We start from the raw sequence: 14911 nt of genomic DNA on the forward strand, positions 1-14911 counted from the left end.
GCGTCGGGGCGCGGGTTACTCGGAGATGTGAGCGAAGAGGAACCAGCGGTCCTTGTCGAGGCCGCGGGCGATCTCGATCGCCACGTCCTGCGAAGAGGCGTCGATCTCGCCGAGCTCCTTGACCGCCTTGTTCACGACGCCGAGGGCCACGTCGATCTGGCCGATGATGGCCTGGATCATCGTGTCGGACTTCTGGAAACCGGCCGGCATCGCCACGGTGCCGGTCTTCTCGGCCACGGTCTGGATGCGGGCGTCGATCGGCAGCCCCAGGGCCACGACGCGCTCGGCGGCGGTGTCGGCGTACTCCTGAGCGTGGTCGACCACGGTGTCCAGCAGCTCGTGCACGCCGATGAAGTTCGAACCGCGCACGTGCCAGTGCGCCTGCTTGCCGTTCACCGCGAGAGCCTGCAGCTCGATCACGACGGGGCTCAGGAACTGGGCGGCAGCCGCGACCACATCGGGGCTCGTGGTGCTGGTGGGGGTGGTGATGATCTCGCTCATGGGGGTGTCCTTCCGTTCCCTGTGCCTCTAAATTACTCAGCTCAGAGTCCGGCGCAAGCAAGCTGAGGCTGCACTCACGAAGGTGAGGCGACCCTTCTAAAGGCCCGGTGACGTCGGGAAAGGACGACGGATGTAGGCGTTCGAGGCAGGCAGGTACATGGTGACGATGGCCACCACCGCCACCAGGGCGTGCGCGAGGGCCACTGCCGGATTGCCCTGATACTCCAGCACGACGCCCGCCAGTCCAAGCACGCCCAGGATGGTGAGCGCGTTCCGCGCCCACGGCTTGCCGCGCAGGAGCTTCGCGGCGCACACGATGCGGAACACCGCGAGGGCGACGATCGCGATGCCCGCCACGATCAGCAGCACCACCATCAGCGTCGCCTCGGCGTCCTCGGTGCCCACCACCAGGCCCACGAGCCCGCCCGCGCCGGCCACGAGCAGTCCGCCGATGATGGCGAACACGCCCTCGGCCAGCCAGAGCACGAACGAGAGCTTGATCTCCCAGGGCGCCGCCTCCAAGGGGGTCTCCCCGGTGAACTCGGGGCCGGAGAGTTCGGCGTCTGACATGGCAGCCTGCTTTCGGTCGACGGGATGCGGCATCCGTCGCCGTGCCCCCACCGAGGACACTAGCGTGCCGGCCGTGCCGCGGTGAGGCCCCGAAGGTGGGGGTCGGGCCGCTCGGAAAGGCCCGACGGCGCGCTCAGGCGGGCTCGTCCCACTCGGTCTCAGGGGTCGCGCAAGTGCCCCGGAACACGTACTGCGAGGGCAGCTTGCGCTCGTGGCTCGACCAGTCGATGGCGGGCCGCTGCTGGTCGGCGGGCAGATAGCCCAGCCGGTACACGGCCATCAGCTCGAGATCGTCGGGCACCTCGAGCAGCTGCTCGATCAGCGCCCACTTGCCAGGCACCTCCATCGGGAACGACACGAACTGGATGCCCATTCCGAGCTCGACGGTGGTGAGCCACACGTTCTCCATCGCGGCGCCCATGCTGAACACGGAGTAGAAGGAGCTCAGCTCGCCCGGCCGGTACTCTGCCCGGTCGAGCATCACGCCGATCAGCAGCGGCGACCCGGCCACGAGCTTGCGGTTCTCCTCGCCGAGGGTCTGCGGCACGTGCAGCGAGTTCATCAGCTTCTGCCCGCGGGGAATGAACACCTGCTTGGTGAAGGGGCGCAGCAGCGCCGGCAGCTTGTCGAAGAGCATGCCGCTGCGCTTCTCGGCCATCTCGGCGGCGCTGAAGCGGAAGTAGGGCTTGTAGCGCTCGAAGAACGTGCCGTTCGACATGGCCTCGGTCATGCTCTCGCCGCTGATCCGGGCGATGGCCTCGATGGTGTCGCGCTCGTCGACGAGCACGAACCGCCAGGGCTGGCTGTTCAACTGCGACGGGGCGCGGGCCGCCACCTCCATCAGCAGTCGCTGGTGCTCCCGGCTCACCGGGTCGGGGCGGAACGGGCCGTTGGTGGTCTTGCGGCGCCGCACGACATCGAGGAACTCCACGAGCGTTCTTACCTCCGAGAGAGAATCAGGCCGGCCACGAAGAACGGCGCGGCCGAGAGGGCGACGAGCGGATGCCGCGCAGTACGCGCACTCACCCGCGGGATGACGACGAGCGGCACGGCCGCAGGTGCCAGGGCGAGCGCGGCCCGGAGGCTGCCGCGCCCCGCGGGCAGCAGCGTCGACCCGGCCGCCGCACCCGCCAGCACGCAGGTGACGATGTACAGCGCATGATGCACCCACCGGATGCGCCGGGTGTCGACGAGGCCGACCGCCACCGACGCACCGAGAGCGCAGTTGGCGGTGTAGCTCGCCGTGGCCGCGACGAACAGCGGCTGTGGTCTCATGCCGTCAGACTACGCGGACTGCCGTTTCGAAGCATGGGAGCGAGGGCGTCGGTGGGAGACTGAGGGCGATGCCGCCCACTCCGCCTCTGCCGCCCCTGCCTCCGTCGTTCGGATCGTCTGACGACGACGGTCAGGAGCGCACGCCGTCGGGCGGCGCGGAGGCGGCATCGGGGCCCGTGGTTCCTGGGCTCCCGCCCGTGCCCGACCTCGGCGCCACCTCGCCTGATCGGCCGGCGGTGTCGAACCCGGAGCCTGGGGCCGATGGCCCGACGGCACGTCCGCGGCGGGCCGAGACGTCTCCGGCAGCACCAGCTGCTCCCGCGGTGCCGCCGCGTGTCGGGCCGAGCGTCCAGCGGCCGGAGCCGACGGCACCGACAATCCCGCCGACCATCCCTCAGGCCGTTCTGTGGCCGCCCGGCGGCGGTGCGGCCGGGGGCGGGGCTGCGCCCGGGGCCGACGGGAACCGGTGGCGGATCACCCGGCCCGGAAACCTCGCGCCGGGAACGAAGCCCTCGTCGCAGCGCTCGCGGGGCGCCCGCGGTGCCCGCGCATCCGTCGGACCGGTTCGGCCGACCGGCACGGCTGAGGGCGGCGGGCGGCAGAAGCGCCTCTCGGTGCTCGCTGTCGCCGCCGGTGTGGTCGCGGTGCTGGTGGTGCTCGGAGTGGGGGCCGTGGTGGGCGCCGGGCTGATCGGTGCGGCTACCTCCGCCGGCGGGCCGTTCGGGCCCGTGGCACCGGCCGCCACCGCGAGCGCCGAACCCGACAGCGAGCTGGTGCCCGCCGTGTACGGGCAGACCGTCACGTACGACGACGGCCTGCAGATCTCGGTCAGCGAGCCGCAGTCGTTCTCGCCGTCGCCGGCTGCATCCGGAGCCGACCAGGCCGCGAACGTGGCCGTGACGGTCACGGTGTACAACGGGCGCGATGCCGCCTTCGACCCGGTCGCCTTCACCTCGGTGGTCTCGGCGGGCGTCAACGGCAGCCCGATCGTCGACTCGAACAACGGGATGACCGGGCTGCCGCCGACCACGAGCATCGGCGTGGGCGAGACGTTCACCTACGTGGAGGCGTACTCGGTGGCCGATGCGGATGACGTGGCCTACGTGGTGACGCCGTCGCCGGAGTACTTCCCGGCGCGCTTCAGCCGCTGACGCTGCCCGCTCAGATCGCGGCGGCCTCCTCGCGCACCGACGCGAGCAGCTCCACCGCCTTGAGCGGCTCCGGCCCGCCCGGCATGAGGTAGATCACCGAGAAGCCGAGCTCGCGCGCCTGGCCGAGCAGGCCGAGCAGCTCGTCGCGGCTGGTGTCGGGGCCGAAGGCGCTGATGGTGGTCTTCTCGATGCGGTCGTAGTCGCGGCCGAGGTCGTCGCAGTGCCGACGCAGCACGTCGAGCTTGTGGGCGGCCTCGGGCGTGAAGAAGATGTTGCAGGCGTCGGCGTACTGCGCCACGAGCCGCAGCGTCTTGCGCTCGCCGGAGCCGCCGATCATGAGGTACGGATGCGGGGTGCTGATGGCCTGCGGCTCGCTCAGCGTGCGCCCGAGCCGGTAGTGCTCGCCCTCGAACGGGCCGTCGTCGGGGCTCCACATCTGCAGGCAGATGCGGATGGCCTCCTCGAGCCGCTCGAAGCGCTCCTTCGTGGGCGGGAAGTCGAGGCCGAGGCCGGCGGCCTCCTCCTCGTTCCAGGCGGCGCCGATGCCGAGGCCTGCACGGCCACCGCTGAGCACGTCGAGGGTGGAGATCTGCTTGGCGAGCAGGCCCGGGGCGCGGTAGACCACGCCGGTCACGAGGCAGTGCAGCAGTACCTTCTCGGTGTGCGCGGCCAGGAAGCCGAGGGTCGTGTAGGCCTCGAGCATGGCGTTGTCGACGGGGCCGACACCCGCGATCTGCCAGAGGTGATCCATCACGGTCAGCCGGGCGACCCCGGCGGCCTCGGCGTCGCGGGCGACCCGCGCCAGCGTGGGGGCGAGAGCGGATGTGCCGCCCTCGAAGGTCAGATTCGCGAGGTGCAGCCCGAGTTCCATGGCGGCGACTCTACGCCCCCCACCCGACGCGGGAGTATGCGAACCGATGAATACAGAGGGGATGACGGGAATCGAACCCGCGTGATCAGTTTGGAAGACTGAGGCTCTACCATTGAGCTACATCCCCGCACCCGCCTGCGAGAGCCGGGCACCCGGTACATCGTAGTACAGCTGACGAAGGGCTGTGTGACCGGCTCGGGCTGTGCATTAGACTTGCCGAGGCCATTTCGCCGCCGGGGCGTAGCTCAGCTTGGCTAGAGCGCCCGCTTTGGGAGCGGGAGGTCGCAGGTTCGAATCCTGTCGCCCCGACAGTTCGCCGAACCTCTCAAGACACCAGGAGACACCCAACGTGAAGACCACGGTCGAAAAGCTCAGCCCTACGCGTGTGAAGATCGCGATCTTCGTCACCCCCGAAGAGCTGAAGCCCAGCATTGATCACGCTTACACGCACATCGCCGAGCAGGTCAACATCCCCGGCTTCCGCAAGGGCAAGGTTCCGCCGCCCATCATCAACCAGCGCGTCGGCAAAGAGGCCGTTCTCGAGCACGCCGTGAACGAGGGTCTCGACCGCTTCTACCGCGACGCCGTCACCGAGAACGAGCTGCGCCCCCTGGGCCGTCCCCAGGCCGACATCGTCGAGTGGCCCAAGGCCGAGGACTTCTCCGGAGACCTCGAGCTCGCCATCGAGGTCGACGTGCGCCCCGAGATCGACCTGCCCGACTACGAGGGCTTCGAGGTCGCCGTCGAGCCCGCCGTCGTCGAAGACTCCGACGTCGAGGAGGAGCTCGAGCGCCTGCGCAGCCGCTTCGGCACCCTCGTCACCGTCGACCGCCCGGCCAAGACGGGCGACTTCGCCCAGCTCGACCTCGTGGCCACGGTCGACGACGTCGAGGTCGACACCGCCTCCGGCATCTCCTACGAGATCGGCTCCGGCGAGCTGCTCGAGGGCATCGACGAGGCCCTCGACACCCTCACCGCCGGTGAGACCACCACGTTCGAAGCTCCGCTGCTCGGCGGCGAGTACGCCGGCCGCGACGCTCTCGTCACCGTCACGCTCAACTCCGTCAAGGAGCGCGAGCTGCCCGAGGCCGACGACGAGTTCGCCCAGATCGCCAGCGAGTTCGACACCCTCGACGAGCTGAAGAAGAGCCTCAAGGAGCAGGTCGAGAAGCAGAAGGCGTTCGGCCAGGCTTCCGAGGCCCGCACCAAGATCGTCGAGAGCCTGCTCGAGAAGGTGGAGATCCCGGTTCCCCCGGCACTCATCGAAGACGAGGTGCAGCGTCACCTCGAGAGCGAGAACCGACTCGAAGACGACGAGCACCGCGCCGAGGTCACCGCCTCGAGCGAGAACACCTTCAAGACGCAGATCCTCCTCGACGCGGTCGTCGACCGCGAAGAGGTCAAGGTCTCGCAGGACGAGCTCACCCAGTACCTGGTGCAGTCCTCCGCCCAGTACGGCATGGAGCCGAACGAGTTCGTCAAGATCCTCTCCGAGTCGAACCAGATCCCCGCGATGGTGGCCGAGGTCGCCCGCAACAAGGCCCTCGCCATCGTGCTGTCGAAGGCCAAGGTCGTCGACACCGACGGCAAGGCCGTCGACATCTCGGAGTTCACCACCCTGGCCGATGACGACGCCGACGCCGCCAACCTGGTGGGCGCCGCCGACGAGCACGCCGGTCACGACCACGAGGGTCACTCGCACTAGTCGACCCCGTTCACGAAGGGCCCGCATCCTGCACCGGATGCGGGCCCTTCGTCGTCCGCAGGTCTGCCGACGGCGAACACGGGAGCCGAGCCGCGTCGCACCCGATAGATTCAAACCACTGCAAGTGAATTGGAGCGACACACATGGCCGAAACGGCTTTTCCCACCAGCGTCTTCGACCGACTGCTGAAGGATCGCATCATCTGGCTCGGGTCCGAGGTTCGCGACGACAACGCGAACGAGATCTGTGCCAAGATCCTGCTTCTCGCGGCTGAAGACCCCAAGCGCGACATCTACCTCTACATCAACTCACCCGGTGGCTCCATCACGGCCGGAATGGCGATCTACGACACGATGAAGTTCGTTCCGAACGACATCGTCACCGTGGGCATCGGAATGGCGGCCTCGATGGGCCAGTTCCTGCTCACCAGCGGCACCAAGGGCAAGCGGTACATCACCCCCAACGCCCGCGTACTGCTGCACCAGCCGCACGGTGGCTTCGGCGGCACCGCCTCCGACATCCAGACGCAGGCGCAGCTCATCCTGAGCATGAAGCACCGCCTCGCCGAGATCACCGCCTCGCAGACGGGCAAGACCGTCGAGCAGGTCAATGAAGACGGTGACCGCGACCGCTGGTTCAGCGCGCAGGAAGCCCTCGAGTACGGCTTCGTCGACCACGTGCGCGAGTTCGCCACCGACGTCGCCGGCGGCGGCGGCACCATCGACGCCCCCTCGGCCCTCTAGCCGCACCCGCATTTCGAGAGACACAAGGTAAAGAGAGAACCATGGAAACCCCCACTTTCGGTGCGAGTGCCTACCGCAACGGCACGATGCCGACGGATCGCTACATCCTGCCCAGCTTCGAGGAGCGCACGGCCTACGGCTTCAAGCGCCAAGACCCCTACGCCAAGCTCTTCGAAGACCGCATCATCTTCCTCGGTGTGCAGATCGACGACGCGTCGGCCGACGACATCATGGCCCAGCTTCTGGTGCTCGAGTCGCAGGACCCGGATCGCGACATCGAGATGTACATCAACTCGCCCGGTGGCTCGTTCACGGCGATGACGGCCATCTACGACACGATGCAGTACGTGCGTCCGCAGATCCAGACCGTGTGCCTCGGCCAGGCGGCCTCCGCCGCGGCCGTGCTGCTCGCGGCCGGCTCGCCCGGCAAGCGTCTGGCGCTGCCGAACGCGCGTATCCTGATCCACCAGCCGGCCACCGGTCAGGGCGGCGGCCAGGCCTCCGACATCGAGATCCAGGCTCGCGAGATCCTGCGCATGCGCGAGTGGCTCGAGGGCACGCTCTCGCACCACTCGAACCGTTCGGTCGAGCAGGTCAACAAGGACATCGACCGCGACAAGATCCTGTCGTCGGCCGAGGCCCTCGAGTACGGTCTGATCGACCAGGTGCTCAGCTCGCGCAAGAACGTGCCGGCGCTGGTCAGCTGACCTCCGTCACGGCATGACGCCTCCAGCCCCGTCCGACGACGACTGGCTGAACGACAGCCGGGCCATCCGCAGAGTCTCCTTCTTCGCGGATGCCCCGGCTGTCTCCGGTTCCTGGCCCATGACGGTGCCGGCGGTCGCGAGCCTCCGCGACGGATTCGAGCTGCCGCCGGGCGTCACCTTCCTGGTCGGCGAGAACGGCAGCGGCAAGTCCACGGTGCTCGAGGGCATCGCCGAGGCCTTCGGGTTTCCCGCCGAGGGCGGCAGCCGGCACGGCGGCGGCAGCACCCGGCGCAGCGAGTCCCCGCTGGGGGAGTGGCTGAAGCTCGAGCGCGGGGTCGTGTCACCGAAGTGGGGGTTCTTCCTCCGGGCCGAGACGATGCACGGGTACTTCAGCTACCTCGACGGGCTCGACGGGTCTCCGGATGCCGACCTGCACGAGATGAGTCACGGCGAGTCGTTCCTCGCCCTGCTCGAGCGCAAGATCGACAGCCCGGGCTTCTTCTGCCTCGACGAGCCCGAGGCGGCGCTGTCGTTCCAGTCGACGCTGCGTTATCTCGCTCAGCTCGACTCGCTGGCGAAGGCGGGTGCGCAGATCGTGTGCGCCACGCACTCGCCGGTGCTGGCCTCGCTGCCCGGTGCGACCATCCTGGAATTCGGGGACTGGGGCATCCGGAACAGCGCGTGGGACGACCTCGAGCTGGTGACGCACTGGCGGAACTACCTCGACGCCCCGGGCCGCTACCTGCGGCATCTGCTGGACTGAGGCCACAACATCACGAATGCGGGTCGGTGTCGTGGCATGACGGGGGTTCGGGTTAGGCTCGACGGACTACAGCTTGAGGAGAGTGGGCATGGCACGCATAGGGGAGAGCGCCGACCTGCTGAAGTGCTCGTTCTGCGGAAAGAGCCAGAAGCAGGTCCAGCAGCTCATCGCCGGTCCCGGCGTCTACATCTGCGACGAGTGCGTGGAGCTCTGCAACGAGATCATCGAGGAGCGGCTCTCCGAGGCCAGCGAAGAAGCGGCCGGCGAGTTCGAGCTGCCCAAGCCCAAAGAGATCTTCAGCTTCCTCGAGGAGTACGTCATCGGGCAGGAGGCGGCCAAGCGTGCGCTCTCGGTCGCGGTGTACAACCACTACAAGCGCACGAAGGCCCGCACCGCGATCGTCTCGGCCGAGGCCCAGGCCAACGAGGTCGAGATCGCCAAGAGCAACATCCTGCTGATCGGCCCCACGGGGTGCGGCAAGACCTATCTGGCCCAGACGCTGGCGAAGCGGCTCAACGTGCCGTTCGCGGTGGCGGATGCGACGGCTCTCACCGAGGCCGGCTACGTCGGCGAAGACGTCGAGAACATCCTGCTGAAGCTCATCCAGGCCGCCGACTACGACGTCAAGCGTGCGGAGACGGGCATCATCTACATCGACGAGGTCGACAAGATCGCCCGCAAGGCCGAGAACCCCTCCATCACCCGCGACGTGTCGGGCGAGGGCGTGCAGCAGGCTCTGCTCAAGATCCTCGAGGGCACGGTGGCGAGCGTTCCGCCGCAGGGTGGGCGCAAGCATCCGCACCAGGAGTTCATCCAGATCGACACCACGAACGTGCTCTTCATCGTGGCGGGCGCGTTCGCCGGCCTCGAGGAGATCATCTCGCAGCGGGCCGGTCGCCGGGGCATCGGGTTCAACTCGCCGCTCTACAGCAAGAAGGCCGAAGCCAACCTGTTCGGCGAGGTGCTGCCCGAAGACCTGCACAAGTTCGGGCTCATCCCCGAGTTCATCGGCCGTCTCCCCGTCGTCACCACTGTGACGCCGCTCGACCAGGCCGCGCTCATGCAGATCCTCACCGAACCGCGCAACGCGCTCGTGCGTCAGTACCAGCGCATGTTCGAGCTCGACGGTGTCGATCTCGAGTTCGACACCGACGCGCTCGAGGCCATCGCCGACCTCGCCGTGCTGCGGCAGACCGGTGCGCGCGGGCTCCGGGCCATCCTCGAAGAGGTGCTCGGCCCCATCATGTTCGAGGTGCCATCGACCGACGAGGTAGCGCGCGTCATCGTCACGAGAGAGACGGTGCTCGAGAACGCGGCGCCCACCATCGTGGCTCGCAAGCCCCGCCGCGAAGAGAAGTCGGCCTAACCCCCGCTCGACCCGTCGCAGAACGCCCTCTCAGCGCCGCTGGAGGGCGTTTTGCGACGGCTCGACCCCACCCCCGCTGAGTTGCGGGGCGGGTCAGGAGCGGAAGAGGCCGCTGTAGGCGTTGAGGGCGAGCTGGCCGCCCAGGTGGGCGTAGAGCACCGTGCTGTCGGCCGGGATGTCGCGGCTCGTCACGAGGTCGATCAGCCCTGCGAGCGACTTGCCCTCGTACACCGGGTCGGTGATCATGGCCTCGAGTTCGGCCCCCAGCCGGATGGCGTCGAGAGTGGATTCGACCGGGATGCCGTAGAGGTCTCCGGCCCAGCCGTCGAGCACCTCGATCTCGTCGTCGCGCAGCTCGCGGCCGAGCTCGATCAGCTCGGCGGTGTGGCGGGCGATGCGCGAGACCTGGTCGCGGGTCTTCTCGAGCGTCGCCGAGGCGTCGATGCCGATCACCCGGCGTGGCTTGTCCTGCCCGGCGAAGCCCGCGATCATGCCCGCGTGGGTGGATCCGGTGACCGTGCACACCACGATGGTGTCGAAGAACACGCCGAGCTCGCGCTCCTGCTGCTCGACCTCGTAGGCCCAGTTGGCGAAGCCGAGCCCCCCGAGGTGGTGCTCCGACGCGCCCGCCGGGATGGGATAGGGCTTGCCGCCGGCGGCCACGACCTCGTCGATGGCCTGCTGCCAGCTCGAACGGATGCCGATGTCGAACCCGGCGGAATCGAGCGTCACGGTGGCACCCATGATGCGCGAGAGCTGGATGTTGCCCACCCGGTCGGTGAGCGGGTCGGGCCAGTCGACCCAGTTCTCCTGAACCAGGCGGGCCTTCAGCCCCAGCTTGGCAGCCACGGCCGCGACCTGGCGGGTGTGGTTCGACTGGTAACCACCGATCGAGACGAGCGTGTCCGCTCCCTGGGCCAGCGCATCCGGAACCAGGTATTCGAGCTTGCGCACCTTGTTCCCGCCGAAGGCGAGCCCGCTGGAGACGTCTTCGCGCTTCGCCCACACCTGGGCTCCGCCGAGATGCTGCGTCAGCCGGGGCAGGTGGTGCACGGGGCTTGGCCCGAAGGTAAGCGGGTAGCGGGCGAAGTCGGAGAGAGCCATGGGTGTCCTTCGAGTCGGGATGCGCGTGTACTGCATGCAATATATCGCACGTTCTCCTAGGATGACAGGGTGCCCGTTCCTTCCGCCGACGCCGTGCGCGCCCGCACCCTTCTCCGCGATGACGTGTACGTCACCCTCCGTGACGCGATCGTCGACGGAACGCTGCAACCGGGGGAGCGCCTTCGCGACCCCGAGCTGGAGCGGTGGCTGGGGGTGAGCCGCACCCCGATTCGCGAGGCGCTGCTGCGACTGGAGCGCTCCGGTCTGGTGATCGCGCGCCCCGGGCGGGCCACGACCGTCGCACCGGCCGAGGGTCCAGAGGTGCAGAACGCTCAGCAGGTGGCGGCGGCGCTGCACGAGTTGGCCGCCCGGCTCGCCGTGCCGCAGCTGGTGCCCGCGGAACTCGACGCGATCCGGGGTGCGAACGACGACTTCCGGTTGGCCCTCGATGCAGTCGACGTCGATGCGGCGCTGGAAGCCGACGACCGTTTCCACGGCGTGTTCGTGGCGGCCAGCGGCAACGCCATGATCGCTGAGGTGCTCGAGGGCGCGACGGCCGTGCTCCGACGGGTGGAGCGCATCCGGTTCTCGTCGCTCGACGGTCGCGACTCGGTGCGGCAGCACGAGGGCATCATCGAGGCGGCTCGCGCAGGCGACGCCAAGGCCGCAGCGCTCCGCACCCGCGAGAACTGGATGTCGCTACCCCTCTGAGGTGCCCGCCGAGTTGCGCCGAACAACCCCTTCGCAGCACGCGAGAGGGCGATTCGGCGCAACTCGACGAACAGCGAGCGCGGGGGCTACTCGGGGGCGGTGACCAGGGCCGTGTCGGTGTCGGCGTCGTACTCGATGGTGGTGTCGTCGTCGAGGGTGACGACGGGTTTGCCCTCGAGCCAGGTGAGCGTCCAGCTCCAGTCCTTCGCATCGACGCCCTGCTCGGCGAGCTCGCCCTCCACCTCGAACACGGCGTCGATGACGGTCTGGGGAAGGCGTGAGGGCGGTTCGTCGCCCACCAGCCAGCGTGTTCCGAGCTGCATCAGAGAGCCTTGTCGTAGGTGACCCAGCGGGTCTTCTCGGCGACCGTGTCGTAGAGCGCGCGGGCGGCGTCGTTGTCCTTCGCCGTGATCCAGCGCACGATGCTCGCGCCGCGTCGGCGGCCGATGTCGGAGACGCCCTCGATCAGCGCCGTCGCGATGCCCTGCTTGCGGTGCTCGGGCAGCACGAACAGGTCGTCGATATAGAGGCCGCGGCTGCCGTCGAGCGGGCGGGCGAAAGCACGGAAGTGCGCGAGGCCCACCACCGAGCCCTCGGCGTCGGTGGCGACGAGGCACTCCAGCTCGTTGGCGTCGTCGATGATCCAGCTCCAGACGAGAACGGCCTTCTCATCGTGCAGCGGCTTCTCGTAGAACTCGCCGTAGCCGGTGTACACGGCGTGCCAGGCGAAGAACTCGTTCTGGGCGACCGGGCGCACCTGCACGGCGGTGGTGGGTTCGGTCATCGTCGGCTCCTGGCTCATGCGGTGCCCTCGGTCTTGTCCTCGGGCGCTAGAACTATATCTCCGACGGTCAGCTCCTCGGCGGAGGCATAGCCGAGTTGCGCAATCCGGCCGAGCGCCTTCAGGTCGCCCTCGGCGAGCTTCAGCACGGCCACTTCGGCGTCGGGCCCGGCGATGACGGCGGAGGCGACCGGTGTCTTCTGCGAGGCCTTGGCATCGGTCTTCGCCCGGCGGATAGAGACGATGGCCCGCGAGGCGAGGCCGAGCAGCGCCGCGCCGTCGGACTCCTGCAGCGTGGCGGTGACGCCCTCGGGGAGTGCCTCGAGAACCGACGTGGGCCATCCGCTGGTGTGCACGGAGCCCTCGTGGGTCCACGACCACACCTCTTCGGTCGCGAAGGGCAGGTACGGCGCGAACAGGCGCAGCAGCACGTCGATGGCGGTCTGCAGTGCGAGCACGGCCGAGGCCTTGCCGGCCTCGTCGGAGTCGTCGCGGTAGGCGCGCTCCTTCACCAGCTCGAGGTAGTCGTCGCAGAACGTCCAGAAGAACGTCTCGGTCATCTCGAGGGCGCGGGCGTGGTCGTAGCGCTCGAGCGCGGCGGTGGCCGTGCGCACGACCTCGTCGAGGCCGGCCAGCATGCTGAGGTCGAGCGGCTCCGTGACACTCGAATGGCCGGCCGGCAGCGTGAAGCCGTGCACGAACTTGGCCGCGTTCAAGATCTTGATGGCGAGGCGCCGGCCGATCTTGATCTGGGTGGGGTTCTTCTCGTCGAACGCCGCGTCGGTGCCCAGGCGCGAGGAGGCGGCCCAGTAGCGCACCGCATCCGACCCGTGCGTCTTCAGGATGTCGGCGGGCGTCACCACGTTGCCCTTCGACTTCGACATCTTCTTGCGGTCGGGGTCGACGATGAAGCCCGAGATGGCAGCGTTCTGCCAGGGCTTCTGCCCCTCTTCCAGCGTGGCGCGCAGCATCGTGGAGAAGAGCCAGGTGCGGATGATGTCCTGCCCCTGAGGCCGCAGGTCGTACGGGAAGACGAGCTTCCACAGCTCCTCGTCGCGCTCCCAGCCGCCCGCGAGCTGCGGGGTGAGGGAGGAGGTCGCCCAGGTGTCCATCACGTCGACCTCGCCCTGGAAGCCGCCGGGCACGCCGCGCTGGTCTTCGGAGTAGCCGGGTGCCGCATCCGACGACGGGTCGACGGGCAGCAGGTCGGGGGTGGCCACGATGGGCTGGTCGAACACGGGGTTGCCGTCGCCGTCGAGCGGGTACCAGACGGGCAGTGGAACGCCGAAGAAGCGCTGACGCGAGATGAGCCAGTCGCCGGTGAGGCCGCCCACCCAGTTGTCGTAGCGCACCTTCATGAAGTCGGGGTGCCAGTCGAGCTCGGCGCCGAGCTCGAGCAGACGGGCACGCAGCTTTTCGTCGCGGGCTCCGTTGGCCACGTACCACTGCCGGGTCGACACGATCTCGAGCGGCCGGTCGCCCTTCTCGAAGAACTTCACCGGGTGGGTGATGGGTTTGGGCTCGCCGATCAGCTCCCCGGTGCCGCGCAGCAGCTCCACCACGGCCTGCTTGGCCGAGAACACCGTCTTGCCGGCCAGCTGCGCATACGCGGCGCGGCCGGCCTCGGAGGTGATCGCATCCGGTGCTTCGCTGATGATGCGGCCGTCGAAGCCGATGATCGCGCGGTTGGGCAGGTCGAGGTCGCGCCACCAGATCACGTCGTTCAGGTCGCCGAAGGTGCACACCATGGCGATGCCCGAGCCCTTGTCGGGCTGGGCGAGGTGGTGCGCCACGACGGGCACCTCCACGCCGAACACGGGGGTGGTGACGGTGGTGCCGAACAGCGCCTGGTAGCGCTCGTCATCCGGATGCGCCACCAGGGCCACGCAGGCCGGCAGCAGCTCGGGGCGGGTCGTCTCGATGAACACCGGCGAACCGTCGGGCCGGTGGAACTCGAGGCGGTGGTAAGCGCCCGGCTGCTCCTTGTCTTCGAGCTCGGCCTGGGCCACGGCGGTGCGGAACGTGACGTCCCACAGAGTGGGGGCCATGGCCTGGTAGGCCTCGCCGCGCTCGATGTTGCGCAGGAACGCCAGCTGCGACGCGGCCTGGGACTCACGCGAGATGGTGCGGTACGTCTGGGTCCAGTCGACGGAGAGGCCGAGGTCGTGCCAGAGCGACTCGAACTGCTTCTCGTCTTCGACGGTGAGCACCTCGCAGAGCTCGATGAAGTTGCGTCGCGAGATCGGGATCTGATCGGCGGCCTTCGACGACTTGTTGTCACCGCCCTCGAACGGCGGGGTGAAGTCGGGGTCGTAGGGCAGGGTGGGGTCGCAGCGCACGCCGTAGTAGTTCTGCACACGGCGCTCGGTGGGCAGGCCGTTGTCGTCCCACCCGATCGGGTAGAACACGCGCTTGCCCGTCATGCGGCGGAACCGCGCGATCACGTCGGTGTGCGTGTACGAGAACACGTGGCCGATGTGCAGCGAGCCCGAGGCGGTGGGCGGAGGGGTGTCGATCGAGTAGACGTCGTCGCGCGTGGCATCGTGGCGGTCGAAGAGGTAGGTGCCCTGTTCGGTCCAGGTGGCATCCCATTTCGCCTCGAGGCCTTCGAGAGCGGGTTTGTCGGGCACGTGTGCGGACATGATGGGGCCTCCTGGCGATAT

At 68.6% G+C, this 14911-nt stretch carries 16 protein-coding genes and 2 tRNA genes; 8 read left to right on the forward strand and 10 right to left on the reverse strand.

Annotated elements, in window-relative coordinates:
• Positions 1-15 precede the first annotated feature (15 nt).
• The 4 genes from ACEXOR_RS05170 to ACEXOR_RS05185 all read right to left on the reverse strand — a co-directional run bounded on the left by ACEXOR_RS05170 (position 16) and on the right by ACEXOR_RS05185 (position 2346).
• Positions 16-501 (reverse strand): Dps family protein, encoded by a 486-nt coding sequence (locus ACEXOR_RS05170; RefSeq protein ID WP_374848327.1) that lies wholly within the window; start codon positions 499-501, stop codon positions 16-18.
• A gap of 96 nt (positions 502-597) precedes the next feature.
• Positions 598-1071 carry a hypothetical protein gene (locus ACEXOR_RS05175; protein WP_374848328.1) on the reverse strand — a complete coding sequence of 158 codons (474 nt, stop codon included), beginning with the start codon at positions 1069-1071 and terminating at the stop codon, positions 598-600.
• Between the two features lie 133 nt (positions 1072-1204).
• Positions 1205-2002, reverse strand: a complete 798-nt coding sequence (locus ACEXOR_RS05180) for a nitroreductase family protein (protein WP_374848329.1) — start codon at positions 2000-2002, stop codon at positions 1205-1207.
• A gap of 8 nt (positions 2003-2010) precedes the next feature.
• Positions 2011-2346, reverse strand: coding sequence for a hypothetical protein (locus ACEXOR_RS05185; RefSeq protein WP_374848330.1), 336 nt, complete (start codon positions 2344-2346; stop codon positions 2011-2013).
• 68 nt (positions 2347-2414) lie between these two features.
• Here ACEXOR_RS05185 and ACEXOR_RS05190 point away from each other — a divergent pair, with 68 nt between their 5' ends.
• A complete protein-coding gene (locus tag ACEXOR_RS05190) occupies positions 2415-3497 on the forward strand; it encodes a hypothetical protein (RefSeq protein WP_374848332.1) in 1083 nt (360 codons plus the stop codon).
• A gap of 10 nt (positions 3498-3507) precedes the next feature.
• On the opposite strand, the gene ACEXOR_RS05195 is transcribed toward ACEXOR_RS05190, so the two are convergent.
• The gene (locus ACEXOR_RS05195) at positions 3508-4368 is read right to left on the reverse strand and encodes an LLM class F420-dependent oxidoreductase (protein WP_374848333.1); all 861 of its coding nucleotides are present in this window, start codon (positions 4366-4368) and stop codon (positions 3508-3510) included.
• 56 nt (positions 4369-4424) lie between these two features.
• Positions 4425-4495, reverse strand: a tRNA-Gly gene (locus tag ACEXOR_RS05200).
• Positions 4496-4602: 107 nt separating this feature from the next.
• On the opposite strand from ACEXOR_RS05200, the gene ACEXOR_RS05205 reads away from it, so the two are divergent.
• The 6 genes from ACEXOR_RS05205 (at position 4603) to clpX (ending at position 9652) form a co-directional block, all read left to right on the forward strand.
• Positions 4603-4677, forward strand: a tRNA-Pro gene (locus ACEXOR_RS05205).
• Between the two features lie 40 nt (positions 4678-4717).
• Complete coding sequence (gene tig, locus ACEXOR_RS05210; protein ID WP_374848334.1) at positions 4718-6073, forward strand: trigger factor; 1356 nt, start codon at positions 4718-4720, stop codon at positions 6071-6073.
• A gap of 143 nt (positions 6074-6216) precedes the next feature.
• The gene (locus ACEXOR_RS05215) at positions 6217-6816 is read left to right on the forward strand and encodes an ATP-dependent Clp protease proteolytic subunit (RefSeq protein WP_374848336.1); all 600 of its coding nucleotides are present in this window, start codon (positions 6217-6219) and stop codon (positions 6814-6816) included.
• Between the two features lie 41 nt (positions 6817-6857).
• On the forward strand, positions 6858-7523 hold the full coding sequence (locus ACEXOR_RS05220; protein WP_374848337.1) for an ATP-dependent Clp protease proteolytic subunit: 666 nt from the start codon (positions 6858-6860) through the stop codon (positions 7521-7523).
• Between the two features lie 13 nt (positions 7524-7536).
• Positions 7537-8286, forward strand: coding sequence for an AAA family ATPase (locus ACEXOR_RS05225; protein ID WP_374848338.1), 750 nt, complete (start codon positions 7537-7539; stop codon positions 8284-8286).
• Positions 8287-8374: 88 nt separating this feature from the next.
• Entirely contained in the window at positions 8375-9652 is a 1278-nt protein-coding gene (gene clpX, locus ACEXOR_RS05230) for an ATP-dependent Clp protease ATP-binding subunit ClpX (RefSeq protein WP_374848339.1), read from the forward strand.
• A 93-nt stretch (positions 9653-9745) separates the two neighbouring features.
• Here the strand turns inward: clpX and ACEXOR_RS05235 are convergent, their stop codons facing one another.
• The gene (locus ACEXOR_RS05235) at positions 9746-10756 is read right to left on the reverse strand and encodes a 1-aminocyclopropane-1-carboxylate deaminase (protein ID WP_374848340.1); all 1011 of its coding nucleotides are present in this window, start codon (positions 10754-10756) and stop codon (positions 9746-9748) included.
• Between the two features lie 69 nt (positions 10757-10825).
• Here ACEXOR_RS05235 and ACEXOR_RS05240 point away from each other — a divergent pair, with 69 nt between their 5' ends.
• Positions 10826-11467 carry a GntR family transcriptional regulator gene (locus tag ACEXOR_RS05240; RefSeq protein WP_374848341.1) on the forward strand — a complete coding sequence of 214 codons (642 nt, stop codon included), beginning with the start codon at positions 10826-10828 and terminating at the stop codon, positions 11465-11467.
• Between the two features lie 86 nt (positions 11468-11553).
• Here ACEXOR_RS05240 and ACEXOR_RS05245 read toward each other — a convergent pair whose 3' ends face one another.
• From ACEXOR_RS05245 to valS, 3 genes are read right to left on the reverse strand one after another with little or no spacing between them, the layout of a single operon-like run.
• A complete protein-coding gene (locus ACEXOR_RS05245; protein ID WP_374848342.1) occupies positions 11554-11790 on the reverse strand; it encodes a hypothetical protein in 237 nt (78 codons plus the stop codon).
• Entirely contained in the window at positions 11790-12251 is a 462-nt protein-coding gene (locus tag ACEXOR_RS05250; protein WP_374848343.1) for a GNAT family N-acetyltransferase, read from the reverse strand. The genes ACEXOR_RS05245 and ACEXOR_RS05250 overlap by 1 nt, the downstream gene beginning before the upstream one ends.
• Before the next feature lie 14 nt (positions 12252-12265).
• The gene (gene valS, locus ACEXOR_RS05255) at positions 12266-14890 is read right to left on the reverse strand and encodes a valine--tRNA ligase (RefSeq protein ID WP_374848344.1); all 2625 of its coding nucleotides are present in this window, start codon (positions 14888-14890) and stop codon (positions 12266-12268) included.
• Between the last annotated feature and the right edge of the window lie 21 nt (positions 14891-14911).

The sequence above is a fragment of the Herbiconiux liangxiaofengii genome (assembly GCF_041927335.1).
In the GTDB taxonomy this organism is placed as follows: Bacteria; Actinomycetota; Actinomycetes; order Actinomycetales; family Microbacteriaceae; genus Herbiconiux; species Herbiconiux liangxiaofengii.

Coding starts and splice junctions, on each gene's coding strand:
- ACEXOR_RS05170 (WP_374848327.1), bottom strand. CDS start 501: ATGAGCGAGATCATCACCACCCCCACCAGCACCACGAGCCCCGATGTG.
- ACEXOR_RS05175 (WP_374848328.1), bottom strand. CDS start 1,071: ATGTCAGACGCCGAACTCTCCGGCCCCGAGTTCACCGGGGAGACCCCC.
- ACEXOR_RS05185 (WP_374848330.1), bottom strand. CDS start 2,346: ATGAGACCACAGCCGCTGTTCGTCGCGGCCACGGCGAGCTACACCGCC.
- ACEXOR_RS05190 (WP_374848332.1), top strand. CDS start 2,415: ATGCCGCCCACTCCGCCTCTGCCGCCCCTGCCTCCGTCGTTCGGATCG.
- ACEXOR_RS05195 (WP_374848333.1), bottom strand. CDS start 4,368: ATGGAACTCGGGCTGCACCTCGCGAATCTGACCTTCGAGGGCGGCACA.
- ACEXOR_RS05215 (WP_374848336.1), top strand. CDS start 6,217: ATGGCCGAAACGGCTTTTCCCACCAGCGTCTTCGACCGACTGCTGAAG.
- ACEXOR_RS05220 (WP_374848337.1), top strand. CDS start 6,858: ATGGAAACCCCCACTTTCGGTGCGAGTGCCTACCGCAACGGCACGATG.
- ACEXOR_RS05225 (WP_374848338.1), top strand. CDS start 7,537: ATGACGCCTCCAGCCCCGTCCGACGACGACTGGCTGAACGACAGCCGG.
- clpX (WP_374848339.1), top strand. CDS start 8,375: ATGGCACGCATAGGGGAGAGCGCCGACCTGCTGAAGTGCTCGTTCTGC.
- ACEXOR_RS05235 (WP_374848340.1), bottom strand. CDS start 10,756: ATGGCTCTCTCCGACTTCGCCCGCTACCCGCTTACCTTCGGGCCAAGC.
- ACEXOR_RS05245 (WP_374848342.1), bottom strand. CDS start 11,790: ATGCAGCTCGGAACACGCTGGCTGGTGGGCGACGAACCGCCCTCACGC.
- ACEXOR_RS05250 (WP_374848343.1), bottom strand. CDS start 12,251: ATGACCGAACCCACCACCGCCGTGCAGGTGCGCCCGGTCGCCCAGAAC.
- valS (WP_374848344.1), bottom strand. CDS start 14,890: ATGTCCGCACACGTGCCCGACAAACCCGCTCTCGAAGGCCTCGAGGCG.